Raw genomic sequence first — 24,250 nt, 5'->3', positions numbered from 1 at the left:
CAATCATCCATAGTGATCACTGCAGCATCGGGGAGCAGGCAATGGCCGAGGAACTCGACGACATCGGCCGCGAAACCGCGGCGATGATGAGGCAAATGTTGCAGCTCGCGACACTTGTCGCGCTGCGCACCCGGGAACGTGGCCAGAAGGAAGCGGAAGCCCGCGTCAAGGTCACCGAAGCCCGGCAGAAGGAAGGCCGTGAGCGTCAGTTGCGGGAAGCCGCTGATGCGAAGGCCAAGGATCCGCGCAATGTCGAACTTGCGCGCATGATCGAAAAACCGCCGCTGGACAAGGGCGTATCACTCGAGAAGGACCGCTTCGCCGCGCAGGCCGAGGCCGGCCGCATGGCCGCGACCCAGGCCGTCGCGAACAAGTCCCTCGCGCGATACGACTCCGTCGAGCGCCGAACCGCTCTGGCCCAACATCTTTCCCGCATGGGTATCGCGCCCGAACTGGCCGCGGTGCGCATGCTGATGGAAGTCGGGCAGGCGCAGTCGGCGCAGGAAGCCGTGCGGGCCAAGGACCAGGAGGCCGCGGTGGCACAGCGCCGGGCCCGTGAGATGGAAGCCCGTGGGCGCGAACGCGTTCGCTCCTGACAGCTGTATTTTCGAAACGCTGTAATTTCGAAACGAAGCGCGAAAGCGGCGGATCGCTCGAAAGACGATCCGCCACAACGCGATCACGCGCGACCCGGCTCACATGTGGAAATCACCCATGTTCGGATCGCTGAACAGCCCCTGCTGCGGTGATTTCAGCGGCAACGGTGTGAGCATGTCCTTGTGCCCGTTGCGCACACTGCAGTACTTGAACGGCCCCTTCGGGTCGAACAGCTTTGCCATATGCGGATCGGCGTGATCCAGGAACCACACGCTCAGACCGGTTTTGCCGTCCTTGCGGAAGTGCTCCCAGGACCGCCACATGGCATCCAGTCGCGCCACCGCCTCCGCGTGCTTCCACCATTCGGGACACCACACGGTGTCGCTGATATCGGTGACCTGCCGCCGGTACACCAGGCTCAGATAGTTTTCCACGAACTCGACCACGCTCGCGTAGACCATGGGTGTTTCCTGCTGTTCGTTCACAGCGGCCGGACCTCCTCAATCTGCCCGGCGTCGTACGCCGGCTCGGCCTTGATCAGTGAGGGTTCGCCGATCAGATCAGCGATCTCGGTCTTGCGACGCGGTGACGGATCATGGTGCGTGATCGACTTCTGCACCTCGTCGGAATATTCGCCCTCCCACCACGGCACGGTGCGCACCAGCACCGCCGGTGCGCCGGAGGAGAAGACGATGGCACGGCCACGCGGCAGGGTGGCCAGACCGTGCACATTGAAGGTGCGCGAGGAACCGAGAGAACGCGAATAGCTCTTGCCGCCAGAGGATTCCGAGACCGACGAGGAAATGCTGTCGTAATCGCCGATGGCCTCGGAGCGCTCCTGCAGGAACTTGGTGTCGTCCACACCGCTGCCGAGCACCTTGACATTGGCGGCGGCCCACAGCGCTTCCATACCGTCCACACCCCAGCAGCGGGCGCCCTGCGCCCAGGACTGCAGCACGGTCATGACCACGATGCCGCGCGAGCCGAAGTGGCTGTACTGCTTCGGAAGATCCTTCCAGCGCACCACATTCGCGGCCTCGTCGAGCACCGCGAGCAGCGGGATCTCCAGCCGGCCGCCGTGCGAACGGGACGCCTCACGCATGGCGATATCGATGACCGCCTCGGTGAGCGCGCTGACCAGTGGCGCCGCCGAACCGCGACCCTCCAGCGAGAGGCAGTACAGGGTGCCGTTGTCGCGAATGAAGGCGAGTTCGTCGAACTGCTGACCACCGAATTCCCGGGAGATCCAGCGGTGCACATTGGACATGCGCAGACAGCCGACCATCTTCTTGGCCGTGCCGAAAACACCACTGCGCGTGCGATCGTCGACGTTGTACTGCTGCGCGAGACCCGAGGCGACGAAGTGGAACCGCCCGGAACGGCGCAACAATTCGATCGGTTCGGTATCGAGCGGGTTGGTGACCCAGTCCCAGATCTGCGTGATCGGGCGTTCGTCCACCGCCGCCGCCAGGAAGAGTCCGCCGAGCAGATCCTCGGCTTCCTGATCGAAATAGCTGTCCGTGGAGGTGGTGACCGAGCCGGACATGTCGGAGGCGTCGGCGAAGTGCCCGGCCAGTCGTGCGGCCCGCACCTCACAACCGGAATTGTGCGCGTCGACCCAGGCCAGCGGATCCCAGAACCAGTTATGCGCCCGGTCATCGGAATTCATCGGATCGCCCGCGATGTCCTGCGGGTCGAAGATGAAGATGGGGCTGCCCTTGCTGTCGCGCACATCGCGGGTGGCGTCCACGACATCGCGCTTGTTCGAGGTGACCACCACCGGTCCGATGGCGGCCAGGATCGCCGGGATCACGCGTGAAGTGGTCTTGCCCTGCCGCGGACCCCAGATATCGATGTGCAGATCCTCGTAGGAGCCGTACAGCATGCAGTTGTCGGCGACCGACATACCGATGGGCACCCCGGGAATATCGTTGCGGCCCAGCCGCATACCGAGCTGATCCGCCTTCGCACGCACACCGGCCTCGGTGAGCGCGCTGATGGCGCCGCCGGAGCCCATGTGGTCGGCCTTATCGTCCACCGGCAGTCGCCCGACGGCCTTGCGCGTCTTCATCCTTCGCTTCAGGAAGACGTAGGCGAGGGCGGCCACGACGACCAGCACCAGGATGACGGTGGAGAACACGGGCCAGTGCAGAGTGCCCTTGCCCAGCGCGACGCCCAGCGCGATCGGGTTGATCGGAATGGTTTGCCTGGGGGAAGACAGCAGGTTACCCAGTTGCATTGACAGCCACAGGGTTCCGAGGATCACACCCGCCGCATAGATCAGATGCAGGGTGGTGTCCGGACCGGGATCAGCCGGGTCCTTCAGCGGTTTCTTCGCCATCTCTAGCCTCCTGGATGACCTGTATCTCGTTGCTGCTCAGTGGAATTCATCGAGCAGCCAGCTGCCGTTGGTGCGTACTACGGTGGCGACGACCGTACCGGCCGGTAGCGGCTCACGCCGTCCGTCCGGAGAGACGACCGTCTGCTCTATACCGATCTTGTACTGCTGCCGATTCGGATCCGCGCCCGGCGGAGCCGTCTCACCCGAGGCGAATACGAATGCCTCGACATGTGCCCCGGCCTTGCCCCAATCGGCCCACTGCAGCGTCGCCTTCGGCGTCTCGGCGCTCGTGGGTGGTGTGTCCAGTGTACGGATCAGCGTGGGACCCAGCCATTTCCGCGCCCGCGCCAGCGCGGCCGATTGCGACTCGGTAGCCGGATACCACGTGTAGATCTCCCGCAGCGCCGCCACCGCCACCCCGTCGGGGGTGGTGGGGTCGGGTGTCGGAGCGCTCTGCAGCAGCCGGGTCGTGGATGTGGGCGGCTGCAGCTGACTCGGACCCGAGCCGCTTCCGCCGCCACTGCCGCACGCGGACACCAGCATTGCGACGCCTACCACCAGCATCACCACCCGGTTCGCGTGTTGGCCATTCCCGAGGACGGACCGCACCGACCTCCAGGCTAGTCGCTGAGATCGGCGCCCGGGCGATACCAGCGGGTTTGCCGAGTCGGCGTGTCCGCACTCGCGACACGCGGTCATATGCCCTGGACCGCACGCGGTCATACGCCCCGCTTGGCGTCGTGCAAGGTCTCCACCAGGCTGCGATTCATCTCGGCGGCGGCGGCCAGTTGCTGCTGTAGCAGTGCCACCTTGCGCCGCAGGGCAATCGCGTCCATGCGTTCCAGGCCCGGGCTCTCCGCGGCGCGGACCCAGTTGCGCACCGAATTGGTGTGCACGCCGATCTGATCGGCGACCGCCCGGCAGGCCTCGGACTCGGACCGCAATTTGCCGGTGAGTGCGATGACCGATTCGACCGCGGCCTGTCTGACCTCGGGCGAGACTCTCCGATAAGACCGATGCGGCATCATGCGGCACTCCCGTCGTCGGTGCCGCGGCGGGCGGTGGATTCGGTGAATTCGCTGAAACGCTGGTTGGTGTCGTGGATTCCGCTCTCCTTCTCGGAGGGCGTGAACTCCATCTGGAACGGGATGCCGGGGCGGCGGTCCTCACCGATCTTGAGCAGGAACTTGCCCGTGCCCGGTGCGGGTGGCCGATGCTGGCCCGGTTTGAGCGCCTCGCCGGTGAGGGCCTGCGGCGCAGACCAACTGGTCACCATGTCCTCCTCGGCGGAGGTGAACGGGACGGTCGAATCCAGTCGCTGGATCTCCTCGGCCGGCAGCGCGCCGAAGATCTTGGCGCGCGCGCGTTCCAGGAAGCCGAGGGCCTTGGAGATGGCGGCCTCCGAGCCGAGGGACTGCAGATCCTTGATGGTGTGGCTGATCATGATGAGCGAGGTGGCGATACCGCGCTGCAGACGGGTCAGTTCGTCCACCCGGTCGACCATGAAGTCGCCCAGGCCGAGCACCTGCCACAGCTCGTCCATGACAACCTGGAAGTAGCGCTGCGGGCCGAGATCGGCGTCGGCGAGCACGTGCGCGGCCTCCACCGAGGCGAAACCGTCGGCCCAGCAGGCCAGCATGACCGCGGCCTTGAGCTTCTTGTCGCCGCTGGGGATGTGCGAGACGTCGATACAGACCGCGGTGGCGGTGGTATCGATGGGAGTGGTGGTCTGCCCGTTGAAGACCGCGCCGAACGGGCCCTGGGTGAGCGCGCGCAGCGAACGGCGCAGGCCCTTGATGGCGTTCTGGTATTCCTCGGCATTGTCGGCGCCGGCGTCGAGTTGCATCTCGTCCCCGCCCGCGACGATCACGGTGAGCAGATCCTCGATGATGGGCGGCTTGTCGGGGCTGAATTCGCTGCCCGTGCGGTAGAGGATACGCAGCGCGGTCGAGAGCAGCGTCTCCTCGTAATCGCGTACGCGCGCACCGCGAACCAGCTCCACCAGACCGGCGACCAGTGTGGTCTGGCGGGCGCGTAGCTCCTGCATGACCTGCACCTGCAGTTCGGGCAGATCATCGAGCATCGGGACGATGGAGCCGAGTACGCCGGCGGCGAGCGGATTGAGCTTGCCGTGGCCGTAACCCAGATCGATGACCTGGCCGTCGACCAGCTCCACCAGCTTGCGGTAGTCGGGTTTGACGTCGGCCAGGATGAGCGGCGTAATGCCCTGCGCGACACCGCCGAGCACAATGCGGCGCACCAGCGAGGACTTACCGAAACCATTGAGGCCCAGCACGAAAAGGCTCGGCGCGGTGATGAAGCTGCCGCGCATGAACCAGTTCATCGGGTCGAAGCAGACCGGCGCACCGGTGTGCAGATGTGAGCCGAGCGGAGTGCCGATGAGGGGCGCACCCGCACCCACCGACCACGGCCACAGGCCCGCGACCTGCGCTGTGGTGGCGCGGTATTCGACCGGACGGCCGATCACGTTCATCCGCCCGCCGCCCGCGCCGATATAGCCACGGTCGGTGAGTTGTGCTGTGGTGCGGTCGAATTCGTCGACGCTGCCGTACTCCATGCGTTCCGCGCGGGCCGCGAAATTGCGGCGGCGCAGATCATCGGTGTGCAGGCGGAAGGTCGCCCAGGCCGCGCGCAGACCGTTCTGCTCGCGCGCCACCACCTCCAGCTTCGCGCGGGCCGCGTCGTCGAGCAGCTTGGGACCGGACTGCTTCTTCTTGGCCGCGGCCCGGCGCTTGGCGGCAGCGGTCTTGGCGGCCTTCGACTGAGCCGCTTTATCGCTCTTGGTCTTCCGCGCGGCAGTGCGCTTCTGCTCCTCGGTGGCGGGCCGCTCCGGACGAGAGCGGGCCTGGCGGCTGCGCTCCGGACGATCGGCCGCTTCCCCCTCGGGGCGCGGTCGGCGGGGACGCCCGGGCGTCCCGGTGCGGCCGCCCAGATGCACTCGATCGGCATCGGTGGGCCTGGGGCGCTGCGCTTCCCGGCCCTCGGCGCGTGGTGCACCTTCACCGCGTGGCGCTTCCGCACCTGCGGAGCGCTGCGGATCCGGCCCGTCCGCGCGGCGCGGCTCCCGGCCGGGCGCGCGTTGCGGCTCCCGGCCGTCGGCGCGTGGTGCGTGCCTGCCCTCGCCACGCTGACCCTCACCGCCCGGCGCCCGGCGGCGCTCACGACCCGGCGCGTCCGCACCTCGCCCGCGACCTTCGATATCGGTGGAGTGGCGGCCTTCTCGCTCGCCGTGATGCTTGCGCGCAGTCGGTTCCCCGACACGCGCTATCTCATGCCCCGGCTGCGGTTCCCCCAGCTCCCCGCGAGGGGCTTCCGCCCCGCGCCGACGGCGCGGGGTGGCCTCGGCCTCCGGCCGCTCCGCGATTCGATCCGGTTCCGGCCCACCGGATTCCAGCGCAGGCGGAACTATCTGATCCACGGCGTCGACGCCGCGAGTACCTTCCCCATCCATACGCTCCCCCTCGACTCGATCCGAATCGCGCGGGCGCGCACCTTCGGTCACCACGCGGGGCGCACATTCACGCTCCGTCTGTTCCGAGACGCTGAGACCTTCTGTACTTACCGCCGAATCCCCCACCACCGCAGAAGCTTGCGGCCCCGCCGAGTCCGAGGGAGCAGCCGCCGCCAGATCACCTGGACGCGAGGTGTTTTCAGCCCGCTCACGCACCGAGGATTCCGCCCCGGCCCGCGGCTCCCGACCGGAAGCCGCTGCTGTGGTGCGAGCGTCCAGACCCGGGGTCTCCCCCAGGGCCTGGGGATCTCCGCCCGAAGTGGCTGCGGCGCCTCGTGGTTCACGGCCCGGCGATGGTGCCGCGGCGGGTTCATGACGTGCCGGGGTTGCCTCGGTCTCCCGGGGCGCCGAGGCGCGGAGCGCGTCGTAGGAGGAGCGTTCGCGATCCGGCGCGTCGAGTTCGAGCGCTGATGCCGCTGAGTCCGAATCACCTTCCTGCGCTTCGTCGGGGGGTCCGAGCCGGATGGGCGCATCGGCGTCCGGAAGCGGGTCGCGGCGGAGCAGGCGCCGGTCGGGCAGCGTGCCGCGACGTGGGCGGTGCTCGTCGCGGGCCACCCGGCTCGCCGGATACGCCTGCTCCGGATCGCCGAGAGCGAGCTCGGGCTCATCCGGCGGCTGCGCCTCACGACGGGCAGCACGACGGGCGGGAACGGCATCGCGTTCCCGCACCGGTGGTTCGAAGTCACGTGCCATGAACGGTCACCCCGCAAGTGCTTTCGGAATCGTCGCGTGTTCCGGCAGGATCACCCCGCAGCCGAGCGAGGCTGCGAAGGCGGCCGCCTGGTAGCGGTAGCACCGCCGGATTTTCAGCCGCGCCTGTGTGGACAGGTCGCGGGTGATGGCTTCGATGCGCGGCAGGTCGCCGCGCAGGGGTTCGGTGATGGTCACCAATGCCCCGAAGCGGGTCACACCGTGACCCCGGGCCTGTTCCTCTCGGGCCTGCTGGGTGGCGCCGACCCGGATGGATGCGGCGGCCGAGACGACACCGCGTTCGCTCTGCTGAGCAACGAGCGCGTTCTTGAAGTCGTCGTCGACGATCTGGGCGGCATCGCCGGCCGAGTGCGGCCGGAAGACGATGGCGATACGTTTGCGCGGCACTTCGGGATTCGGCGCGAGCAGGCGCTGCAGCACACGTTCGTCGACAGCGCCCTCGGGAGCGGTATCCATCTCCCAGGTGACCGAGCGACCGCCGTCGTGAATGAAGTGGTCCCAGCGCTCTTCGTGCGAGACCGGCCCGGCATCGGCCCAATCCAGGCCGTGCCCACCGGGTTCGCCGGAGGCGACCTCGAGGTCGGCCTGCGAGGCCGGGTCGTAACTGCGCCGAATGTAGGAGATCACGTCATCGGCCGACATGGGCTGGCAGCGCACGCCCGCCTCGGCCAGCGCCGCGCAGATGCCCGGCAGCCGGCGGCCGATCTCGACCGCCTCCTCCGCGGGGTTCTTGCGGCGTTCGGCGGTGGTGGCCTTGAAGGTGATGGCCACACGCGGCAGCAACTGCACCCGCTCCTGCGGCAGTTCGGTCGCCAACTCGTACATGATCTGCTGTGCCAGTTCCGGCGCCTCGGGCCGGGTGATGGCGGAAACCTCGGTGAGCAAACGGTTTCCGGTCTCGGGGACGGTATCGATCACCGGCACCACGGCCACGATGTCGGAGGTCTGCCCGAGCGAGGCCAGGAAGGTGCCCCAGGCCGACACCCAGCGATCGATCACCGGCTGGTCGACGGCCTCGTGCCCCTGCGGCCACGCCCGCAAAACGACGGTGTACTGGCCGAACTGGGGTAGGTGAATCATGCCGAAGCTGTAACCGCCGGCGTCGATGCCCTCGTACAGGCGCGACGGAGCCATCAGGCCCGGCAGCCGGGTCACACCGCCCGGAATCCGGGAGAATCGGCCACCGCGGTAGACGTGTTCGCCCTTGCCGCGGCCCCGCAACCAATGGAACATCATCAATCCGTTCTCGTAGCCGGAGCGGCCCCCCGTCCGCCACACCAGTGGAGTCATCACGATCAGGCCGAGTCCGGCGACGAACAGCGCCGGTTTGGGGCCGGCGATCATCGCCGTCAGCAGACCGGTGATCACGACGGCGAAACCGACCACGGTCTCGCCCCAGCGCAGGCCGAAAAGTCCTGCGCTGCGCGGCTTCTGCCACAGTCCGTACGAGCGGCGCTCGTAGGTGTCGGTCATGGTCATCGCGGAATGGTGCTCCTGCCGAGGTCGGGGGAACGGTTGGCCCAGCGGTCGCCGGCCAGGTCACCCGCGGTCGCATCGGCCCGGTTCAGGCCCGCGGTCGCCGCTCGTACCTGAGCGACGCGATTCGCTGCGGCCCGTGTCGCGCCTGACGGTACTGCGGCCGATCCACCGGAAGCCGCAGGACTCGCGACCGCACCGGCACCACCACCGCCGCCCGGCGCCGGCGACGGACGAGGACCGCCTCCGCCACCACCACCGCCGCCTCCGCCACGGCCGCCGATACCGCCCGGCGGTCGCGGACCGCGGCCGGGACCGACAAATCCGGCGGAGCCCGGTCCGGCCATGGCTCGCCCGCCGACGGCCCGGCTGCCGACCGCACCGATGGCGGCCACACCGACCAGGGTGCCGGTGGTCGCGGTCAGACCGGAACCACCGCTACCCACGATGGCCACGGCCGGGGTGGCCAGTCGCATCAGGGCGGGCAGCACGAATGCGGCACTGCACAACAGCACGATCGCGACCAGCATGCGCTGGGCCTGATCGGAGTCCGGCAGCGTCGCGGCGGTGGACAGATCGTCCACGTGCCCGGCGGTGGTGAACGCGATCATGTAGACGATCGCGGCCACCGGTTTGTACAGCATGAAGGCGATGATCCAGCTGATCAGCTTCGGATAGGACTGCCGGCCGGTCGAGGTGCCCGAAGCCGCCGCCGCCAGCGGCAGCACGCCCGCCGCGACCACCAGCAGGCCCTGGCGCACGATGGCCAGAATAATCTGCGCGAGCGCGCCCAGCAGGCCGACGATCGCGATGATCAGCACCAGGCCGGGCGAGAAGGCTTGCAGCTTCGAGGTTTTCACCATGAGCTCGGCAATGTTCTTGGCCTGGCCGTCGGTGGCGTCATTGATCACCCACTCGGAGAACTTGTCCGAGGCCTGGGTGCCCGCCACGATGACAGCCCCGAGCATCCAGGAACTGAACACCACCCGGGCGAACATTCGGAACGATTCCGCCGCCTCACTGACCGCGGCGCCGCGTCTGGCTTCGGCGAGTTTCATGCCGGACAGGATCACCGACACCATGAGCAGCAGAATCTGTAGCTGATAGGTGTAGTCGTTGATTTTGGTGAATAGTGCGCCGGAGTCACTGATCCGATCGTTGGGCACCTTCATCCAGAAGGTCAGCGCCAGGATCAGCGCCTCGCCCAGACCGTTCATCAGCGAATCCACCACCTTGCCGAAGGTGGAGTCCCACGCCTTGTCGCGCACGGCGGCTGCCGCGTCGGTCGGGTGGGTGGCGACATTGCCGGCCTTACAGGCGGCCGAGGCCGCGTCACCGAGGCTTACCCCGGGGATACCGAGACCGTCGAGCGAATCGTGTAAGTCGTTGCACGCCTGGTCGAACCCGTAGGTCTGTCCGTACGCCACCGTCGGTGTCGCGATCATGACGGTGAACACGACCGCGAAGATCGTGAGAATGCGCCTCACCATATGGTCCACCCCTCGAAGGGTCGCAGGGCCACTTCATTCACCATTCGTTCCGTTACCACCGGGTCCACCCCGCAAGGGAATCCACGTACTCGGTCTGCGAGGTCTTGGAGGTCGACGGCTTGAGCCGCCAATCCCCGGCATCCCACACCATGATCAGCCGTACGGCCGCCCACAGCTGTCTATTGTCGACAACCGGCCCGCGCGCCGCGAGCCGGACGATCGCCATATCGTCGGCGTAGTTCTCGACCTGGAAGCCGTCGGACGCCACCAGGTATCGGGTTACCTTCTCCGGCTGCTGTTTCGGCAGCCGCTGATCTGCCAGGGCCTGGTCGTACGCGGTCACCTGCTGCGCCGAGACCCGCACCTGCCGCACATAGAGCTCACGATCGGCGGGCCGGGCATTGAGCCGGTAGGTGATCTGTGCGGCGGCCAGCACCGCACCCTGCGGTGTATGGGAATAACCCACCGCCAGACCGTCTTCCAAACGCGACGGGCCGTCGGAGGTGGAGAACGGCACCGAGGCGCCGTAGACCCGCTGCCAGCCGTCCGGATCGACGGTGCCCGCCGGGGCGGCGGTCAGCCAGTCCTGATCCGAGGGCTTGTGCTGCTTGCGCACATCTTGTGGAAGTGGCTGCCCGGCAACATTGTTGGGGATGTCGACGCGGCGGCCGAACAGATCCACCTCGGGTGCCGCGAAGCCGGTCGCGCCCGCATCGGAGACGGTCGGCGCCGTACCGTCGGGTTTCGTAGCGGAGGGGCTGTCGTCACGCCCGATGTACACCACGACGCCCACGACGATGATCAGGATCACCACGGCCGCCGAGGCAATGACGCCGAACGAGATGCGGTCGCGCTCGGGCGACTCCTTCTCGTTCATGACGACGCCTCCGAAGTATGTATGTCACTAGACATTTCAGTACTGGACATTTCAGTGCTGGACATTTCAGTGCTAGACAAGGTGTGCGGACCGAACCCTCTATGCAGGCAGAAACGCAAGCGCGATAGCGCTGGCCGAACTCGCCATGATGGCGCCCAGCAGGCTCATCACCACCCCGTGCGTGGCTTCGTTGGCGGCCAGATCACCGCGGAAGTGGTACCACAGCTTGCCGGCGGACAGGATCATCCAGGCCAGGCAGAACAGCAGCACGCACCACAGCAGCCAGTCGATCAGCTGCATCATCGGCCGAAGGACATCGGCCGGCATCTGCTTGTATGCCAGCACGGCAACTGCGGCGGACACTAGGTGATCACAGCGTTCATGATCGTGCCCGCACTGGTCGCGATGATCCCGCCGATCATGGCTCCCGCCACCATCTTCGGCGACTCCAAACCGCCTCCTGACCACTTCTCCCAGGCGAATCTGCCGCCCGCGTAGGTGATACCCATGATTCCCGACAACAGGACGAACCAGGTGAAGTAACGAACCAGCTTCAGCAATTTGTCCGACGCGGGCGGAGCCTCGGGGGTCGGATTGCCGACCTGGGCGAGGACCTGCGTGTACGCGTCGTGTACGACGAGGATCATGCTCATTGTCTGTCCTTTTCCAAATACGAACCGCTAGTGACAATCTCCCCTTGGATTAGGGAACCTCTTCGGGCACAACGCATTCCAACAGTCACTATGATCACTCCTCCGGATCCGAGGCGTCCGGCCGGGGGGCATCGAGCGCGTCCTGAGCCGCCGCCACGATGTCCGAGCCCAGCTCCCAGATGTCGGAGGTAATCTCCTGCAGCGCATCGGTTTTCCGCTTGCGCTGATTCGGCACCGGATCGGCCGGCGACCACACCGGCAGCTGATCGGGCTCGACCAGCATCCACTCCTCGTGCCACGGCACCTGCCATACCTGGCCGGCCAGTGAACCGACCACATCGCGATAGCGGCGGATCTCCACCGGAATTCGCCCCGGCCGCGCCGCCACCGTCACCAGGCCCAGCACCTCACACGGCCCGGCCAGGCCGGCGTGATGCTGGCGCAGCAGATCGTGGGCGCGGGTCAGGCCGGAGATCGTCTCGCGGGCGACCAGTACGACGAACGGGGATTCGCGATCGAAGACTCCGGGCCAGCGGCGATACGAATCCGCCGCCGGCGCAAGCAGATGCGCGAGGGTGCTGGCTCCGGCGCCGCCGTGCACACCGAGCAACCACACCAGTGGAGCGCGGCCACCGCCGGGTACGGGGCGGTCCCAAATCGGTGCGCGGCGGGCTTCCGGGGGTGGCACCACACCTGCCGCCATAGCGGTTTCGGGGGAGGGTCGACGTTCCTTCATGGCTGCGGTCATGATGCCACCCCAGCAAGCAGGCGGCGATATGCCCGGCGTGTCTCGTTAGCCAGATCCCCGTGCCGCACAAGCTCTCCGCGAGCGAGGTGGGGGTCGTACGGTACTTCGCGAATATCACCAACCCAGCCGTCGAGGTGTTCCCGCAAATGGTCAGCGACCCGAGAATCACCGCCCGGCAACTGATGTGAGACAACAATTGTGGTATCGCCGACGATTCCGTCACCCTGCCCCTCGCCGGGGCCGCCGAACTGATCGTCGAGCCACTCCAGCGTCACCCGCAACCGGTTGGCGGCGTCCGCTCGGGCCGGAATCGACAGCACCAGAGCGATATCCCCGTCTTCGAGCAGTGGGCGCAGATGCCGGCTGGCGATGGGGCTGCCGCCGTCGTAGACCGGCGCATAACCGGAGTCGTCGATCGCACGCGCCACCGTGAGATAGGTGGCGCGGCGGCGCAGCGGGGCCGGATCGCGCCACAGCAGGCCGATGCCGGAGGTCGCCCGCGAGAGGCATTCCTTGAGTGGCGCGGCTTCGTCGTCACCGCGGCCGTAGAGCCACGCCTGCAGGCTGATCGGGCTCAAATGCTCGTCAGCGCCCCGCAATGCGAGATCGCTGCCCGCGAAAGTGGCGTCCACGGCTACCGTTTGCGCACCGGCGGCGCCGATCTCACCCGCGATGCCGAGGGCCGTCGTGGTGGTGCCCGCGCCACCGCAGCCACCCACCACCAAAATCGGGCGCTGCGCCGGACCGGCCTCGCCGGAATCGCCGCGGCGCTTACGCAAGCGCACTACCGGAGCCTTGGAACGCGCGGCACGGCCTGACGATTCGCCCTCCTCGGGCACCTCGTCGAGCCAGCGGCTCCAGTCCTGATCCATCGTTCTCAGCTCTCCCTCTTATCCAGCCGGAATGCCTGCGGCGGGGATATGGTCGCCGATCGCCACGGTCGCCGTCATTTCGTTGTACGCCGCCGGGAGGTCACTCGGACCGGAACGGGCGTCCGCTCCGAGTGTGCCGATGGATTGCGAAGTGCCACTGTGTGAGTTGAGCACATAGAGAGCAACTCCTCCGGCAGCAGCCAGCAACAGGATGGCAACAATCAAGAAAGCGAGTGCGAAAAAGCGTCGGCGCCTGTATCGGTCGCGCGAGACCGGCACCGCGCGTGTCGTCGCGGCAGCGTCCGTGTCGACGGCGTCCAATAGCGCCGAGGCCACGTTCCCTCGCGCCTCGTCATCGTCGCCGTCGCCCGGAAATTCCACGACCGTGGAACCGCGGTAGCGCAGTTTCGGTGTGTAGGAAGCGGACTCGTGATCGGTCATCCAATCGGACCAGGCGCCACTGAAGTGTGTGCGGCGCAATACCGACTCCGGTACCGGGGGGAAATCGAGATCGGGCTCGTCGTCCCGAATGTAGTGCGGAAAGCGAGCCGGGCCCTCGTCGCTCGCGAGGGTCTCACCGAAAGCGGTCTCGCCGTGCGCCTCCGCGGACCCGAGCGCCGTGCCCTCGACCTCCGATGGCGCAGCGCCCTGCGGAGCGGGCTCCAGCGCGGGATACCAGCGCGAAACCTTTTTGTACGACTTCAACATTGCTCGGTTATCCGTGGAGCCAGGCGCGTCATGCTGCATCGTCGGACCCTCTCGGCGGTCGGTCGTGACGGACGGTCGGTGTCGCAGGACGGCCCACCGTCACCGCGCCGCCGGTTGCGTCGCAGTCAAGACGGTCCCGATCAGAAATTATTTCGCATGTGCAGGATTCCAGCGACTCGACGCGCCGGAAGGCACTCCTCGTATTCCACGCGCGTGCGCGATAGCAGGCCCGTCAGCGGCCTGTGCACACCACGCCGGGGACCCGCTCTTACGCACCGCCACACAAGAATCTACATTCACAAGACAAGCTATTTGGAGGTTTTGTGAAGACAGCAGACATCGCCGCGGTCGTAACCGGTGGCGCGTCGGGACTCGGCCTGGCCACGGTGCGCGAACTGCACTCGGCCGGCGTGCAGGTCGTGATCATCGACCTGCCCTCGTCCGACGGCAAGGCTGTGGCCGAGGAACTCGGTGAGCGCGTGGTGTTCTCGCCCGGCGACGTGACCAGCGAAGAGGATGTCACCGCCGCGCTGGACGCCGCCTCGGCCCTCGGCACCTTGCGAATTGCCGTGAACTGCGCGGGAATCGGCAATGCCATCAAGACGGTCGGCAAGCAGGGCGCGTTCCCGCTCGACTCGTTCAAGAAGATCATCAATGTCAACCTGATCGGGACGTTCAACGTCATCCGCCTGGCCGCCGAACGCATCTCGGCGACCGAGGAGGCCGACGGCGAGCGCGGCGTCATCGTGAACACCGCCTCGGTGGCCGCGTACGACGGACAGATCGGTCAAGCCGCCTACTCAGCCTCCAAGGGCGGCATTGTGGGCTTGACGCTTCCGGTCGCCCGGGACTTGGCGCCGCTCAAGATTCGCGTCATGACGATCGCGCCGGGGCTGTTCCACACGCCCCTGTTCGCCACCCTGCCCGATTCGGCCATTGCCGCGCTCGGCGCACAGGTTCCGCACCCGGCCCGCCTCGGCGATCCGGCCGAGTTCGCCGCACTGGTTCGCCACATCGTGGAGAACCCGATGCTGAACGGCGAGACCATCCGTCTCGACGGCGCAATCCGCATGGCTCCGCGCTAAAGAATTACCCGCGAAACCGGCCGGGAGTTGTTAACTCCCGGCCGGTTTCGGCTGGCACTACCCGGAATGCCTGAGGCACTCGGCCGTTCGGCCGGGGGTTCATGCCGCGAGGGAGAGGATGAGCTTGCCTGTCGAAGTGCGGCTCTCCATCAGGCGATGAGCCTCGGCAACCTCGGCGAGCGGGAATTCGGCGGTGATAGGGAGATCCACCTGACCGCTTGTGACCAATTCGAAGGCGCGCGAAGCAATTTCGCGCAGCACCTCCGGTTCGTTCGCCGTCAGGCTGAGGATCGAGAATCCGGCGATCGAACGGCCGCGCGGGTAGAGCTGCGGCTGGCCGACCTGCCAGGCGGGCTCACCGCCCGCATTGCCGAAGGAGACCAGCCTGCCGAACAGCGCCAACGAATCCAGCCCGCGCTGCAGGGTCTGCCCGCCCACCGGATCCAGCACCAGATCGACGCCGCGACCGCCGGTGGCAGCGCGGACATCAGCGTCGAAAGTGTCGCTCAGGAACGCATCGTCATAACCGAGCTTGCGGGCGTAATCGGCCTTGGCCGCACTGGAAACCACGCCGTACACCGCACCGGCTCCGGCCAGCTTGGCCACCTGACCGGCCACCGTGCCGACACCGCCGGCGGCGGCCTGCACCAGAACTGTCTCCCCCGGCTGCACACGACCGACCGTATGCACGAGGGCATAGGCGGTCGGCAGCACCGTGGGAAGTGTGGCGGCAGTACGCAAGTCGACGCCCTCGGGCACCGGGAACACCGTCGCGGCCTTGGCGACGGCCACCTCCGCGTACGCGCCGCCCTCGGTAATGGCGGCGACCTGCTGACCCACGGTCAATCCCTCGACCCCCGCGCCGACGGCCCGCACATGACCGGACAGCTCCAGTCCCGGTACGAACGGCAGCCCCGCCACCCGATAGCCGATCGACCGGGCCTGCAGATCCGCGAAATTCACCCCGACATAGGCGACATCGATGGTCACCTCGCCCGCACCCGGCTCCGGCGGCTCGAGCTCCACCAGCCGCAAGACCTCCGGCCCACCGAACTCATCGAAACGCACACCGCGCATGCCGCGACCTCCACATCCCGAAAAACAGCAACGTGCAAGCATAACGACGGCATGCGGTTTGCATTCCCCGCTCGCCGCCTAGGCTGTCTGGCATGACGCCGCTGCAGCGCTATATCGCAGAGGAAATTGCCACCGACCACGCCGAGGGGCTGTTCAGTCGCCGCGAGGCGCTGCGGCGGCTGGGCATGCTCGGAGTGGGAGCACCCGCCGCGGTGGCGCTCCTGGCGGCCTGCGCCGACAAGGCCGGCCAGTCCTCCTCTCCCCCAGCAACATCCACCTCAGCGGCGCCGCCGACCGCACCTCCGGGATCGAGTACCGCGCTACCGACCAGCCCGATCACCTTCGCAGGGCCGGACGGCCGTACCCTCCAGGCCGCGTGGGCGGCGGCCGCGCAACCGCGCGGCGGAGTGCTGGTCATCCATGAAAACCGCGGGCTCACCGACCACATCCGCTCCATCGCAGGCCGTTTCGCCGGTATCGGATACAACGCGCTTGCGGTCGACCTGCTCTCGGAAGAAGGCGGCACCGCCACCTTCAGCGAAGAAGCGGCAGCCACCGCGGCGCTGGGCAAACTCCCGCAGGAACGCTTCATCGCCGATCTACAGGCGGGCGTCGCCGAACTCGCACAGCGCACACCGGGAAAGAAGCTGGGCGCCACCGGGTTCTGCTTCGGCGGCGGCCTCACCTGGCTGCTGCTCACCACCGGCACCCCGCAACTGGCGGCCGCCACCCCGTTCTACGGCCCGTTCCCCGACGGCGGCGAAATCGCCACCAAGGCCGCGGTCCTGGCAATCTACGGCGCGCTCGACAGCCGCGTCGACGCCTCCCGCCCCGCGGCGGAGGCAGCCTTGAACAAGATCGGCGCCGAGCACGACTTCTTCGTGGCCCCCAATGCCGACCACGCGTTCTTCAATGACACCGGCCCGCGCTACGCACCCGCCGCGGCCGCCGAAGCCTGGCAGCGCGTCACCGACTGGTACGCCCGCTACCTGGTCTGACCGCGACACAAGAACGCCCGCGTGATCCGATCGGATGACGCGGGCGTAGTACGCGGTAACTCAGCCGAAGTGGCAGACGTAATGCACCGGCTCGATGACCTCGATCTGGAACGAGCTGTCGCCCGCCACCGAGAACGTCTCGCCACCGCGGTAGACCACGGTCTCCTCCGCACCCGCGAGCGTCACCTTGCACTCACCCTCGAGCAGCTCCATGATCTCCGGCGCCCCGGTGGTGAACGTCAGCGTGGCCGGAAGAATGACCCCGACCGACTTGCTGGTGCCATCGGCCAACACGATGTTGTGGCTGACGCACTTGCCGTCGAAGTAGACATTCGCCTTCTTCGTGACACTGACATTCTCGAACGCGGTCATGAACTCTCCTGCTGGTAACGGGGACAGACCACCCTACCGTCGACCACATCCCCACCCCGCCACGAGGCCCTAGCGCCGCTCGAGACACCACACCTCCAGGTCAGCGGCAGATCGGTAGTTGAACGACATACCGCCCCTGTCGTAGCACCTGTCGCTGAAGTCGACGGCCGCCTGCGAGGATTCGGCGCTCAGTCCGGATCCGGTGAGGACGAGCTCGTCGAGGATCGTCCAGGTCGCCTCGCCCGCGGCACAGGGAATCGCCTTGCGTGGCGGGTTCGCGCTGTCTGCCTGCCTGAGGCAGTGACCGGGCGAAATCGAAAGACCGTCAGCGAGATTCAGCGATTCGTCGGCGAACCTCGAGAACCAGACACTATTTCGATAAAGAAGCGTCGTCGCGAGGCAAATCACGACGACGGCGACACCGACACCGATCGAAATACGAGCCCACCGCCGCCGCTGGGTCGGCCTCGGCGGCAGGTGCAGCTCGGCCGGTGCGGGGTTTGGATCATTCTCGGCGGCAGGGGTTTCCACGATCATCGGCGCAGCGACTGCCAGGGCGACGGTGGCTCGGGGTGTTCGATCAGGCGCTCGATGGAGCATGCCCTGGGCGGCGCGGACGGTGGGACGCCGGGCCGGATCCTTCGCCAGCAGAGCGGTGATCATCGGTTCGAGCCGACCCGCGGCCGGTATGGCAGGCACCGGCTCGAACAGCAGTGCACTCAGCGTGGCCGTCACATTGTCCCGGTGATAGAGCGAGGTGCCGGTCACCGCGTAATACAGTGTCGCGCCGAGCGAGAACAGATCACTCGACGGCGCTGTCACACGCTCGCCGGTCCGCTCGGGGGCCAGGTACTCCATCGAACCGATCAGCACCCCGGTCTTGGTGACCAGCGTGTCGGATTCGTGTACCGCGATACCGAAGTCGGTGAGCAGGATCTTGCCGTTCGCCGCCAGCATGACGTTCGAGGGCTTCACGTCACGATGCACGATTCCGGCATGGTGCGCGGCCTCCAGCGCATTCAGCATGGCCTCGGCAACGCGGGCGGTCTCCTCGACCGTGAGCGGCCCCTTCGACCGCACCCGCTGTTCCAGCGATTGTCCGTTGACGATCTGCATGACCGTCCAGGGAATGCCGCTTTCGATCACCACGTCGTAGACCCCGACAATATTGGGATGATCGCGCAGGCGGGCAGCATTGCGCGCTTCATGTTTCGCGCGCAGCAGCAGTTCCTGATGTTCCTCGTCCGGCAGAATCCGCGCGAAGGTCACTTCCTTCAGCGCCACTTCGACATTGAGCGCCTCGTCGTGCGCTCGCCACACCCGCCCGAAGCCACCCGAGCCCAGCACCTCGACAAGGCGGTATCGGCCGCATACCGAATGGGCTGGTTCGAACATTCCAGCCATATAGACCCCCGATCACTCGCACACCCCGCCGCGGTGTGCACGATGATCGTAGGCTGCGCACTCGATTGTGTCGTTGTCAGCGGCAGATCCGCGCGAACCTACGCCATGCCGACTTCCACAGCGCCACAAGCACTCCGAAGATGCAGCACCTTTTATGGTGTCCACACATAGGGAGTGGTCGTGGTGACGGCGGTGAAGCCCCAGCGCTGGAGGATCGGGCGGCTGTCTTCGGTGGCGTCGACGTGTAGGTAGTGGATGCCGCGGGCGGTGGCTAGGCGGGCGCGGTGGGCTACCAGGGCGCGGTAGATGCCGCGGCCGCGCCAGGCGGGGAGGGTGGAACCGCCCCACAGGCCCGCGAATTCGGTGCCGGGTTCGATCTCCAGCCGGGCTGCCGAGATCATTTGGTCACCTACCTCTGCGACGACCACGACGGTCCGGTCCGGATCAGCACGAACCTGGTCGATCAAGGAGGCGGCGAGCCAGCTGCGGTCCTCGTCCCATATCTCGGAGGACAGTTCGGCGATGCGGTGCATATCGGCGTCGGCGTGGACCTCCCGGAGGGTGACGCCGTCGGGGGCGAGAGCGTTCAGGACGGGCAGTTCGGCGGCAACGCCTATGAGCACGGTCTCGCGGTCTTCCGGTACGAAGCCGGCGGACAGCAGTCGCTGCGGCACATCGGCCGGTAGGTCATGGGCCCGGGTTTTCCACTCCACCGCCTCACCCCGAGCGGCGAAGAAGCTCCGCTGGCGTGCGATCACGCCATCCAGGGCCGGGCCACAGAGTCCGAGATCCCTTGGGCCGCTGATGAACCCGCGCTGCGCGAGTCCGACCACCCGATAGATGGGCCCGTCCCGCTCGGCCCGGGCGCCGGGTGGCAGGTTCCCGATCTCCGCTGCTCGCAGCTGGTCGTCGTAGGCAGCAAGAAGAGATGCAATGTCGGCCACCCGGCCACGCTAGTGCGCACCCAACGCCGACGCAGCTGATTTTCGACCGCACAGACGACTGCGCGGCGTCCTCCCGCAGGGAAGGCGCCGCGCAGCGAGATGGTGTCAGGCGGCCGAGGTTACGCGGTAGACGTCGTAGACGCCTTCCACGTTTCGGACCACGTTCAGGAGGTGGCCGAGGTGTTTCGGGTCGCCCATCTCGAAGGTGAACTTCGAAATGGCCACGCGGTCACCGGAAGTGGTGACTGCGGCGGACAGGATATTGACCTTTTCGTCAGCCAGGACCTTGGTGACGTCCGAGAGCAGACGGGTGCGGTCCAGGGCCTCGATCTGGATGGCGACCAGGAAGACCGAGGACGGGGACGGCGCCCATTTGACGTCGATGATCCGTTCCGGTTGCGCGCGAAGGGAATCCGCGTTGGTGCAATCGGTGCGATGCACGCTGACCGCGCCGCCGCGGGTCACGAAGCCCATGATCTCGTCGCCGGGCACCGGTGTGCAGCACTTGGCCAGCTTGGACACGGTGCCGGGCGCGCCCGGAATCTCCACGCCCGCATCACCGGTGAGCCGCTGTCGCGACGGCACCGTGGACGGAGTGGAGCGTTCGGCGAGCTCGTTCTCCACATCGCTGACCCCGCCGAGCTGCGCCATGAGACGCTGCACGACGTGATGCGCCGACACCTGATTCTCGCCGACCGCGGTGTAGAGGGCGGAGATATCGGCGTAGTGCAGCTCGGCCGCGAGCGAGGTCATGGCATTGGCGCTCATGAGGCGCTGCAGCGGCAGTCCGGAGCGGCGGACCTCCTTGGAGATCTGGTCCTTACCCGCTTCCAAAGCCTCCTCGCGACGCTCCTTGGCGAACCACTGCCGGATCTTGGCCTTGGCACGCGGCGAGACGACGAAGTTCGCCCAGTCGCGGGAGGGTCCGGCATTCTGCGCCTTCGAGGTGAAGATCTCGATGACCTCACCGTTCTCCAGCTGCCGTTCCAGCGCGACCAGCCGCCCGTTGACGCGCGCGCCGATGCAGCGGTGGCCGACCTCGGTGTGCACGGCATAAGCGAAGTCCACCGGGGTGGACTTCTGCGGAAGAGTGATGACCTCGCCCTTGGGGGTGAAGACGAATATCTCCGGCGACTTCAGATCGAAGCGCAGCGACTCCAGGAATTCGGCCGGGTCCGCCGCCTCCCGCTGCCAGTCCAGCAGCTGCCGCATCCACGCCATATCGTCGACCTCGGTCGAGTCATTGGAGTGCTTGCCCTTGGTCTCCTTGTACCGCCAGTGCGCGGCAATGCCGAACTCGGCGGTCCGGTGCATGTCCTGGGTGCGGATCTGCACTTCCAGCGGCTTGCCGTCCGGACCGACCACGGTGGTGTGCAACGACTGGTAGACGCCGTAGCGCGGCTGCGCGATGTAGTCCTTGAAGCGCCCGGCCATGGGCTGCCACAGCGAATGCACCACGCCGACAGCGGCATAGCAGTCCCGCACCTCATCACAGAGGATGCGAATACCCACCAGGTCATGGATGTCGTCGAAGTCCTTACCCTTGACGATCATCTTCTGATAGATGGACCAGTAATGCTTGGGGCGACCCTCGACGATCGCATTGATGCCGTTCCCGGTCAGACTGCTGACGATCTCGGACCGCACCTTGGCCAGGTACGTGTCACGTGAGGGCGCGCGGTCGGCGACCAGGCGCACGATCTCGTCGTACTTCTTGGGGTGCAGGATCGCGAACGCGAGGTCCTCCAGCTCCCATTTGACCGTGGCCATACCGAGCCGGTGCGCCAGCGGGGCGATCACCTCGAGGGTTTCGCGCGCCTTCTTGGCCTGCTTCTCCGGCGGCAGGAAGCGCATGGTGCGCATATTGTGCAGCCGGTCGGCGACCTTGATCACCAGCACGCGCGGGTCCCGCGCCATGGCGATGATCATCTTGCGGATGGTCTCGGCCTCGGCGGCCGCACCCAGATTGACCTTGTCCAGCTTGGTGACGCCGTCGACGAGGTGCGCGACCTCGGTGCCGAACTCCTCGGTCAGATCCTCCAGCGCGTAGCCGGTGTCCTCGACCGTGTCATGCAGCAATGCCGCCACCAGCGTGGTGGTGTCCATACCGAGCTCGGCCAGAATATTCGCGACGGCCAGCGGGTGCGTGATGTACGGGTCGCCGGACTTACGGAACTGGTGCTGGTGCTTCTCGTCGGCAACGTCGAAAGCCCGTTGCAGCAGAGCGAGATTCGCCTTCGGATACAGCTCGCGGTGCACGGTGGCCAGCGGCTCGAGCACCGGCTTGACGGCAGCGATGCCGCGCTGCCCGGTCATCCGACGGGCGAGGCGGGCACGGACGCGACGGGATGCGGAGGTAGGGACAGCGGCCGAGGCGGGACGCACCGGAGCACCGGGCTGCGGAGTAGCGGCTGCGCCGTTCTCCTCCGATTGCCCGGCGTTCGCCTGCTCCAAATTCTGTGTCATGCCACCACCTCTCCCGGCCTCGATCGGAACACCGTACCGGACCGTCCAACCACGTAGACCACCTACTTTAGTCCTGGAAACGTTTCGAGACCGGAACGCCGAACGCCGCCTACCCGGACCTGGCCGGAGAGATCGACCCTACTCTCTCCCGCAGCGTCTTCGACGCGGCATTGCGTCCGGATTGCTCCGATCTCGAACTCGCATCCCTCAGCTGACCGGGACATCCGTCAGCCCCTCCGCCGAGAGCTCTACGCGGCGAGTCACACCGATCTCCGCGAGGAAGCGCGGATCGTGACTGACAACGATGAGCGCGCCCTGAAAAGCCGCCAGCGCCTCGGCGAGATGCCGCAGGCTCGGCAGGTCCAGATTATTGGTCGGCTCATCGAGCAGCAGCAGTCGCGGGGCGGGCTCGGCCAACAGGATCATGGCCAGGGCCGCCCGCAGCCGCTCCCCGCCGGACAGCGCGCCGGCGGCGATATCGGCGTCGGACCCCCGGAACAGGAAGCGGGCCAGCTGGGCGCGAATCTGTTCCGCCGAAGCGTGTGGTGCGGTGGCGGCGACATTCTCGAATACCGACAGCTCCTCGTCGAAGACATCGAGGCGCTGCGGCAGCAGCCGCCACGGCACCTTCGGCGATTCCGCGCAGATGCGTTGCAGCAGAGTGGTTTTGCCGACGCCATTGCGACCGGTGAGCGCGATGCGCTCCGGACCGGTGACCTTCAGGGTCACGGTCGGACCGCAGGCCAGCACCACCTCGTCGAGTTCGATCACGTCCTGGCCCGGGTAGAGCCGGGTGCCGGGCAGTTCGACGCGAATCTCCCGGTCATCGCGCAGTTTCTCCTGCGCTTCGGTGAGCTGATCCTTCGCCTCCTCCAGTTTGTCGATATGGGTATTGCGCAGCTTGCCGGCCGAGACCTGCGCCTGGCGTTTACGGTTCCCCATGACGATCTTGGGCTCCCGCTTCTGCTCGAACATCTTCTGGCCGTAGCGCAGCCGACGGTCGAGTTTGATGCGGGTCTCGGTCAATTCGCGCGCCTGCTTGCGCACATCACCGCGGGCATCGCGAACGGCCGCGCGGGCAGTCTCCTGCTCCGCCTCGACCATGCGCTCGTACTCGCTGAAATTGCCACCGAACACCCGGATTTCGCCCTGCCGCAACTCGGCTACGGAGTCGACGCGCTCGAGCAGTTCACGATCGTGACTGACGGTGAGCACGGTGCCGGAGAACTGGCCGACGACCTCGTAGAGGCGCTCCCGCGCACGCTGGTCGAGATTATTGGTCGGTTCGTCCAGCAGCAGTACCTCGGGTTCGCGCAGTAGTTCGGCCACCAGGCCGAGCAGCACCGTCTCACCGCCGGAGAGTGTGTCCAAGCGACGATCCAATTGCGCGATATCGCCTGCGACATAGTGCAATCCGAGCCTGCCGAGCAGCGCCACCGCACGCTCCTCGATATCCCACCCCGCACCCACGGTGTCGAAGTCGGTCTCGATTCCCGCGCCGATTTCGATGCGGTGCAAGGCTTTCCGGATATCGGCGATGCCGAGCACCTCGTCCACCCGCTGTCCAGCGGCCAGACCGAGGTCCTGGCGCAGATAGCCGAGCAGTCCGGGCACCGCCACCGAACCCCGCACAGGCGTGAGTTCGCCGGTGATCAGGCGGAAAAGAGTGGATTTACCAGCACCATTGCCGCCGACCAGGCCGATGTGACCGGGCCCGAGCAGCGCATCCAAACCATCGAAGACAGGGGTGCCGTCCGGCCACGCAAAGGTCAGATCGGACACAGAAATAACGGGATATGACATACGGACTCCCAGCGGTAATCGCGAAAATGCGGCGCGCACGAACTGCGGGCCACGCGGCGGTTACCTCAAGAAATCAACGCAATGTCTCCGATCGGA

At 66.9% G+C, this 24,250-nt stretch carries 22 protein-coding genes; 3 read left to right on the top strand and 19 right to left on the bottom strand.

Annotated elements, in window-relative coordinates; translation table 11 throughout:
* The first annotated feature begins 41 nt into the window (after window positions 1–41).
* Window positions 42–596 carry a hypothetical protein gene (locus JWN03_RS13240; RefSeq protein WP_297614188.1) on the top strand — a complete coding sequence of 185 codons (555 nt, stop codon included), beginning with the start codon at window positions 42–44 and terminating at the stop codon, window positions 594–596.
* A gap of 99 nt (window positions 597–695) precedes the next feature.
* On the opposite strand, the gene JWN03_RS13235 is transcribed toward JWN03_RS13240, so the two are convergent.
* The 13 genes from JWN03_RS13235 to JWN03_RS13175 form a co-directional block, all read right to left on the bottom strand.
* Window positions 696–1,082, bottom strand: a complete 387-nt coding sequence (locus tag JWN03_RS13235) for a DUF4913 domain-containing protein (RefSeq protein WP_297614186.1) — start codon at window positions 1,080–1,082, stop codon at window positions 696–698.
* Window positions 1,079–2,938: a type IV secretory system conjugative DNA transfer family protein gene (locus JWN03_RS13230; RefSeq protein ID WP_297614184.1), complete on the bottom strand. Its 1,860-nt coding sequence runs from the start codon at window positions 2,936–2,938 to the stop codon at window positions 1,079–1,081. The genes JWN03_RS13235 and JWN03_RS13230 overlap by 4 nt, the downstream gene beginning before the upstream one ends.
* Window positions 2,939–2,974: 36 nt before the next feature.
* On the bottom strand, window positions 2,975–3,502 hold the full coding sequence (locus JWN03_RS13225; protein WP_297614189.1) for a hypothetical protein: 528 nt from the start codon (window positions 3,500–3,502) through the stop codon (window positions 2,975–2,977).
* A gap of 155 nt (window positions 3,503–3,657) precedes the next feature.
* Entirely contained in the window at window positions 3,658–3,966 is a 309-nt protein-coding gene (locus tag JWN03_RS13220; RefSeq protein WP_297614182.1) for a transposase, read from the bottom strand.
* Complete coding sequence (locus tag JWN03_RS13215) at window positions 3,963–7,163, bottom strand: hypothetical protein (RefSeq protein ID WP_297614180.1); 3,201 nt, start codon at window positions 7,161–7,163, stop codon at window positions 3,963–3,965. The genes JWN03_RS13220 and JWN03_RS13215 overlap by 4 nt, the downstream gene beginning before the upstream one ends.
* Window positions 7,164–7,169: 6 nt before the next feature.
* Entirely contained in the window at window positions 7,170–8,660 is a 1,491-nt protein-coding gene (locus JWN03_RS13210) for an SCO6880 family protein (RefSeq protein ID WP_297614178.1), read from the bottom strand.
* Window positions 8,657–10,147, bottom strand: a complete 1,491-nt coding sequence (locus JWN03_RS13205; RefSeq protein ID WP_297614176.1) for a hypothetical protein — start codon at window positions 10,145–10,147, stop codon at window positions 8,657–8,659. The genes JWN03_RS13210 and JWN03_RS13205 overlap by 4 nt, the downstream gene beginning before the upstream one ends.
* 52 nt (window positions 10,148–10,199) lie before the next feature.
* Complete coding sequence (locus JWN03_RS13200) at window positions 10,200–11,024, bottom strand: hypothetical protein (RefSeq protein WP_297614174.1); 825 nt, start codon at window positions 11,022–11,024, stop codon at window positions 10,200–10,202.
* Window positions 11,025–11,123: 99 nt separating this feature from the next.
* A complete protein-coding gene (locus JWN03_RS13195) occupies window positions 11,124–11,387 on the bottom strand; it encodes a hypothetical protein (protein ID WP_297614172.1) in 264 nt (87 codons plus the stop codon).
* Window positions 11,387–11,677 (bottom strand): hypothetical protein, encoded by a 291-nt coding sequence (locus JWN03_RS13190; RefSeq protein WP_297614170.1) that lies wholly within the window; start codon window positions 11,675–11,677, stop codon window positions 11,387–11,389. The genes JWN03_RS13195 and JWN03_RS13190 overlap by 1 nt, the downstream gene beginning before the upstream one ends.
* Window positions 11,678–11,771: 94 nt before the next feature.
* On the bottom strand, window positions 11,772–12,425 hold the full coding sequence (locus JWN03_RS13185; protein WP_297614168.1) for a DUF6668 family protein: 654 nt from the start codon (window positions 12,423–12,425) through the stop codon (window positions 11,772–11,774).
* Window positions 12,422–13,297 carry a MinD/ParA family ATP-binding protein gene (locus JWN03_RS13180; RefSeq protein WP_297614165.1) on the bottom strand — a complete coding sequence of 292 codons (876 nt, stop codon included), beginning with the start codon at window positions 13,295–13,297 and terminating at the stop codon, window positions 12,422–12,424. Before JWN03_RS13180 ends, JWN03_RS13185 begins: the two co-directional genes overlap by 4 nt.
* Before the next feature lie 18 nt (window positions 13,298–13,315).
* A complete protein-coding gene (locus tag JWN03_RS13175) occupies window positions 13,316–14,005 on the bottom strand; it encodes a hypothetical protein (protein ID WP_297614163.1) in 690 nt (229 codons plus the stop codon).
* A 323-nt stretch (window positions 14,006–14,328) separates the two neighbouring features.
* On the opposite strand from JWN03_RS13175, the gene JWN03_RS13170 reads away from it, so the two are divergent.
* Window positions 14,329–15,090, top strand: coding sequence for a 3-hydroxyacyl-CoA dehydrogenase (locus tag JWN03_RS13170; protein WP_297614161.1), 762 nt, complete (start codon window positions 14,329–14,331; stop codon window positions 15,088–15,090).
* A gap of 99 nt (window positions 15,091–15,189) precedes the next feature.
* On the opposite strand, the gene JWN03_RS13165 is transcribed toward JWN03_RS13170, so the two are convergent.
* Window positions 15,190–16,167, bottom strand: coding sequence for a quinone oxidoreductase family protein (locus JWN03_RS13165; RefSeq protein WP_297614159.1), 978 nt, complete (start codon window positions 16,165–16,167; stop codon window positions 15,190–15,192).
* Between the two features lie 92 nt (window positions 16,168–16,259).
* On the opposite strand from JWN03_RS13165, the gene JWN03_RS13160 reads away from it, so the two are divergent.
* Window positions 16,260–17,165, top strand: coding sequence for a dienelactone hydrolase family protein (locus JWN03_RS13160; RefSeq protein ID WP_297614157.1), 906 nt, complete (start codon window positions 16,260–16,262; stop codon window positions 17,163–17,165).
* Between the two features lie 60 nt (window positions 17,166–17,225).
* Here the strand turns inward: JWN03_RS13160 and ppnP are convergent, their stop codons facing one another.
* From ppnP to JWN03_RS13135, 5 genes are all read right to left on the bottom strand, one after another.
* Complete coding sequence (ppnP, locus tag JWN03_RS13155) at window positions 17,226–17,537, bottom strand: pyrimidine/purine nucleoside phosphorylase (protein ID WP_297614155.1); 312 nt, start codon at window positions 17,535–17,537, stop codon at window positions 17,226–17,228.
* Between the two features lie 69 nt (window positions 17,538–17,606).
* Window positions 17,607–18,932: a serine/threonine-protein kinase gene (locus JWN03_RS13150; RefSeq protein WP_297614153.1), complete on the bottom strand. Its 1,326-nt coding sequence runs from the start codon at window positions 18,930–18,932 to the stop codon at window positions 17,607–17,609.
* Window positions 18,933–19,093: 161 nt separating this feature from the next.
* Window positions 19,094–19,885: a GNAT family N-acetyltransferase gene (locus JWN03_RS13145; protein ID WP_297614151.1), complete on the bottom strand. Its 792-nt coding sequence runs from the start codon at window positions 19,883–19,885 to the stop codon at window positions 19,094–19,096.
* A gap of 105 nt (window positions 19,886–19,990) precedes the next feature.
* Window positions 19,991–22,351, bottom strand: a complete 2,361-nt coding sequence (locus tag JWN03_RS13140; protein WP_297614149.1) for a RelA/SpoT family protein — start codon at window positions 22,349–22,351, stop codon at window positions 19,991–19,993.
* A gap of 207 nt (window positions 22,352–22,558) precedes the next feature.
* Window positions 22,559–24,154, bottom strand: coding sequence for an ABC-F family ATP-binding cassette domain-containing protein (locus JWN03_RS13135; protein ID WP_297614147.1), 1,596 nt, complete (start codon window positions 24,152–24,154; stop codon window positions 22,559–22,561).
* Window positions 24,155–24,250: the final 96 nt, after the last annotated feature.

It is taken from the genome of Nocardia sp., from assembly GCF_025465275.1.
Taxonomy (GTDB): Bacteria; Actinomycetota; Actinomycetes; order Mycobacteriales; family Mycobacteriaceae; genus Nocardia.
The sequence above is the reverse complement of the archived record's forward strand: the minus strand, read 5'-3'. Positions and strand labels throughout refer to the sequence as shown.

Bases quoted from the DNA above. Each gene is read 5' to 3' on its own strand.
- JWN03_RS13240 (WP_297614188.1), top strand. From the start codon at position 42: ATGGCCGAGGAACTCGACGACATCGGCCGCGAAACCGCGGCGATGATG.
- JWN03_RS13230 (WP_297614184.1), bottom strand. From the start codon at position 2,938: ATGGCGAAGAAACCGCTGAAGGACCCGGCTGATCCCGGTCCGGACACC.
- JWN03_RS13225 (WP_297614189.1), bottom strand. From the start codon at position 3,502: ATGCTGGTGGTAGGCGTCGCAATGCTGGTGTCCGCGTGCGGCAGTGGC.
- JWN03_RS13220 (WP_297614182.1), bottom strand. From the start codon at position 3,966: ATGATGCCGCATCGGTCTTATCGGAGAGTCTCGCCCGAGGTCAGACAG.
- JWN03_RS13215 (WP_297614180.1), bottom strand. From the start codon at position 7,163: ATGGCACGTGACTTCGAACCACCGGTGCGGGAACGCGATGCCGTTCCC.
- JWN03_RS13210 (WP_297614178.1), bottom strand. From the start codon at position 8,660: ATGACCATGACCGACACCTACGAGCGCCGCTCGTACGGACTGTGGCAG.
- JWN03_RS13205 (WP_297614176.1), bottom strand. From the start codon at position 10,147: ATGGTGAGGCGCATTCTCACGATCTTCGCGGTCGTGTTCACCGTCATG.
- JWN03_RS13200 (WP_297614174.1), bottom strand. From the start codon at position 11,024: ATGAACGAGAAGGAGTCGCCCGAGCGCGACCGCATCTCGTTCGGCGTC.
- JWN03_RS13190 (WP_297614170.1), bottom strand. From the start codon at position 11,677: ATGAGCATGATCCTCGTCGTACACGACGCGTACACGCAGGTCCTCGCC.
- JWN03_RS13185 (WP_297614168.1), bottom strand. From the start codon at position 12,425: ATGACCGCAGCCATGAAGGAACGTCGACCCTCCCCCGAAACCGCTATG.
- JWN03_RS13180 (WP_297614165.1), bottom strand. From the start codon at position 13,297: ATGGATCAGGACTGGAGCCGCTGGCTCGACGAGGTGCCCGAGGAGGGC.
- JWN03_RS13175 (WP_297614163.1), bottom strand. From the start codon at position 14,005: ATGTTGAAGTCGTACAAAAAGGTTTCGCGCTGGTATCCCGCGCTGGAG.
- JWN03_RS13165 (WP_297614159.1), bottom strand. From the start codon at position 16,167: ATGCGCGGTGTGCGTTTCGATGAGTTCGGTGGGCCGGAGGTCTTGCGG.
- JWN03_RS13160 (WP_297614157.1), top strand. From the start codon at position 16,260: ATGACGCCGCTGCAGCGCTATATCGCAGAGGAAATTGCCACCGACCAC.
- ppnP (WP_297614155.1), bottom strand. From the start codon at position 17,537: ATGACCGCGTTCGAGAATGTCAGTGTCACGAAGAAGGCGAATGTCTAC.
- JWN03_RS13150 (WP_297614153.1), bottom strand. From the start codon at position 18,932: ATGTTCGAACCAGCCCATTCGGTATGCGGCCGATACCGCCTTGTCGAG.
- JWN03_RS13140 (WP_297614149.1), bottom strand. From the start codon at position 22,351: ATGACACAGAATTTGGAGCAGGCGAACGCCGGGCAATCGGAGGAGAAC.
- JWN03_RS13135 (WP_297614147.1), bottom strand. From the start codon at position 24,154: ATGTCATATCCCGTTATTTCTGTGTCCGATCTGACCTTTGCGTGGCCG.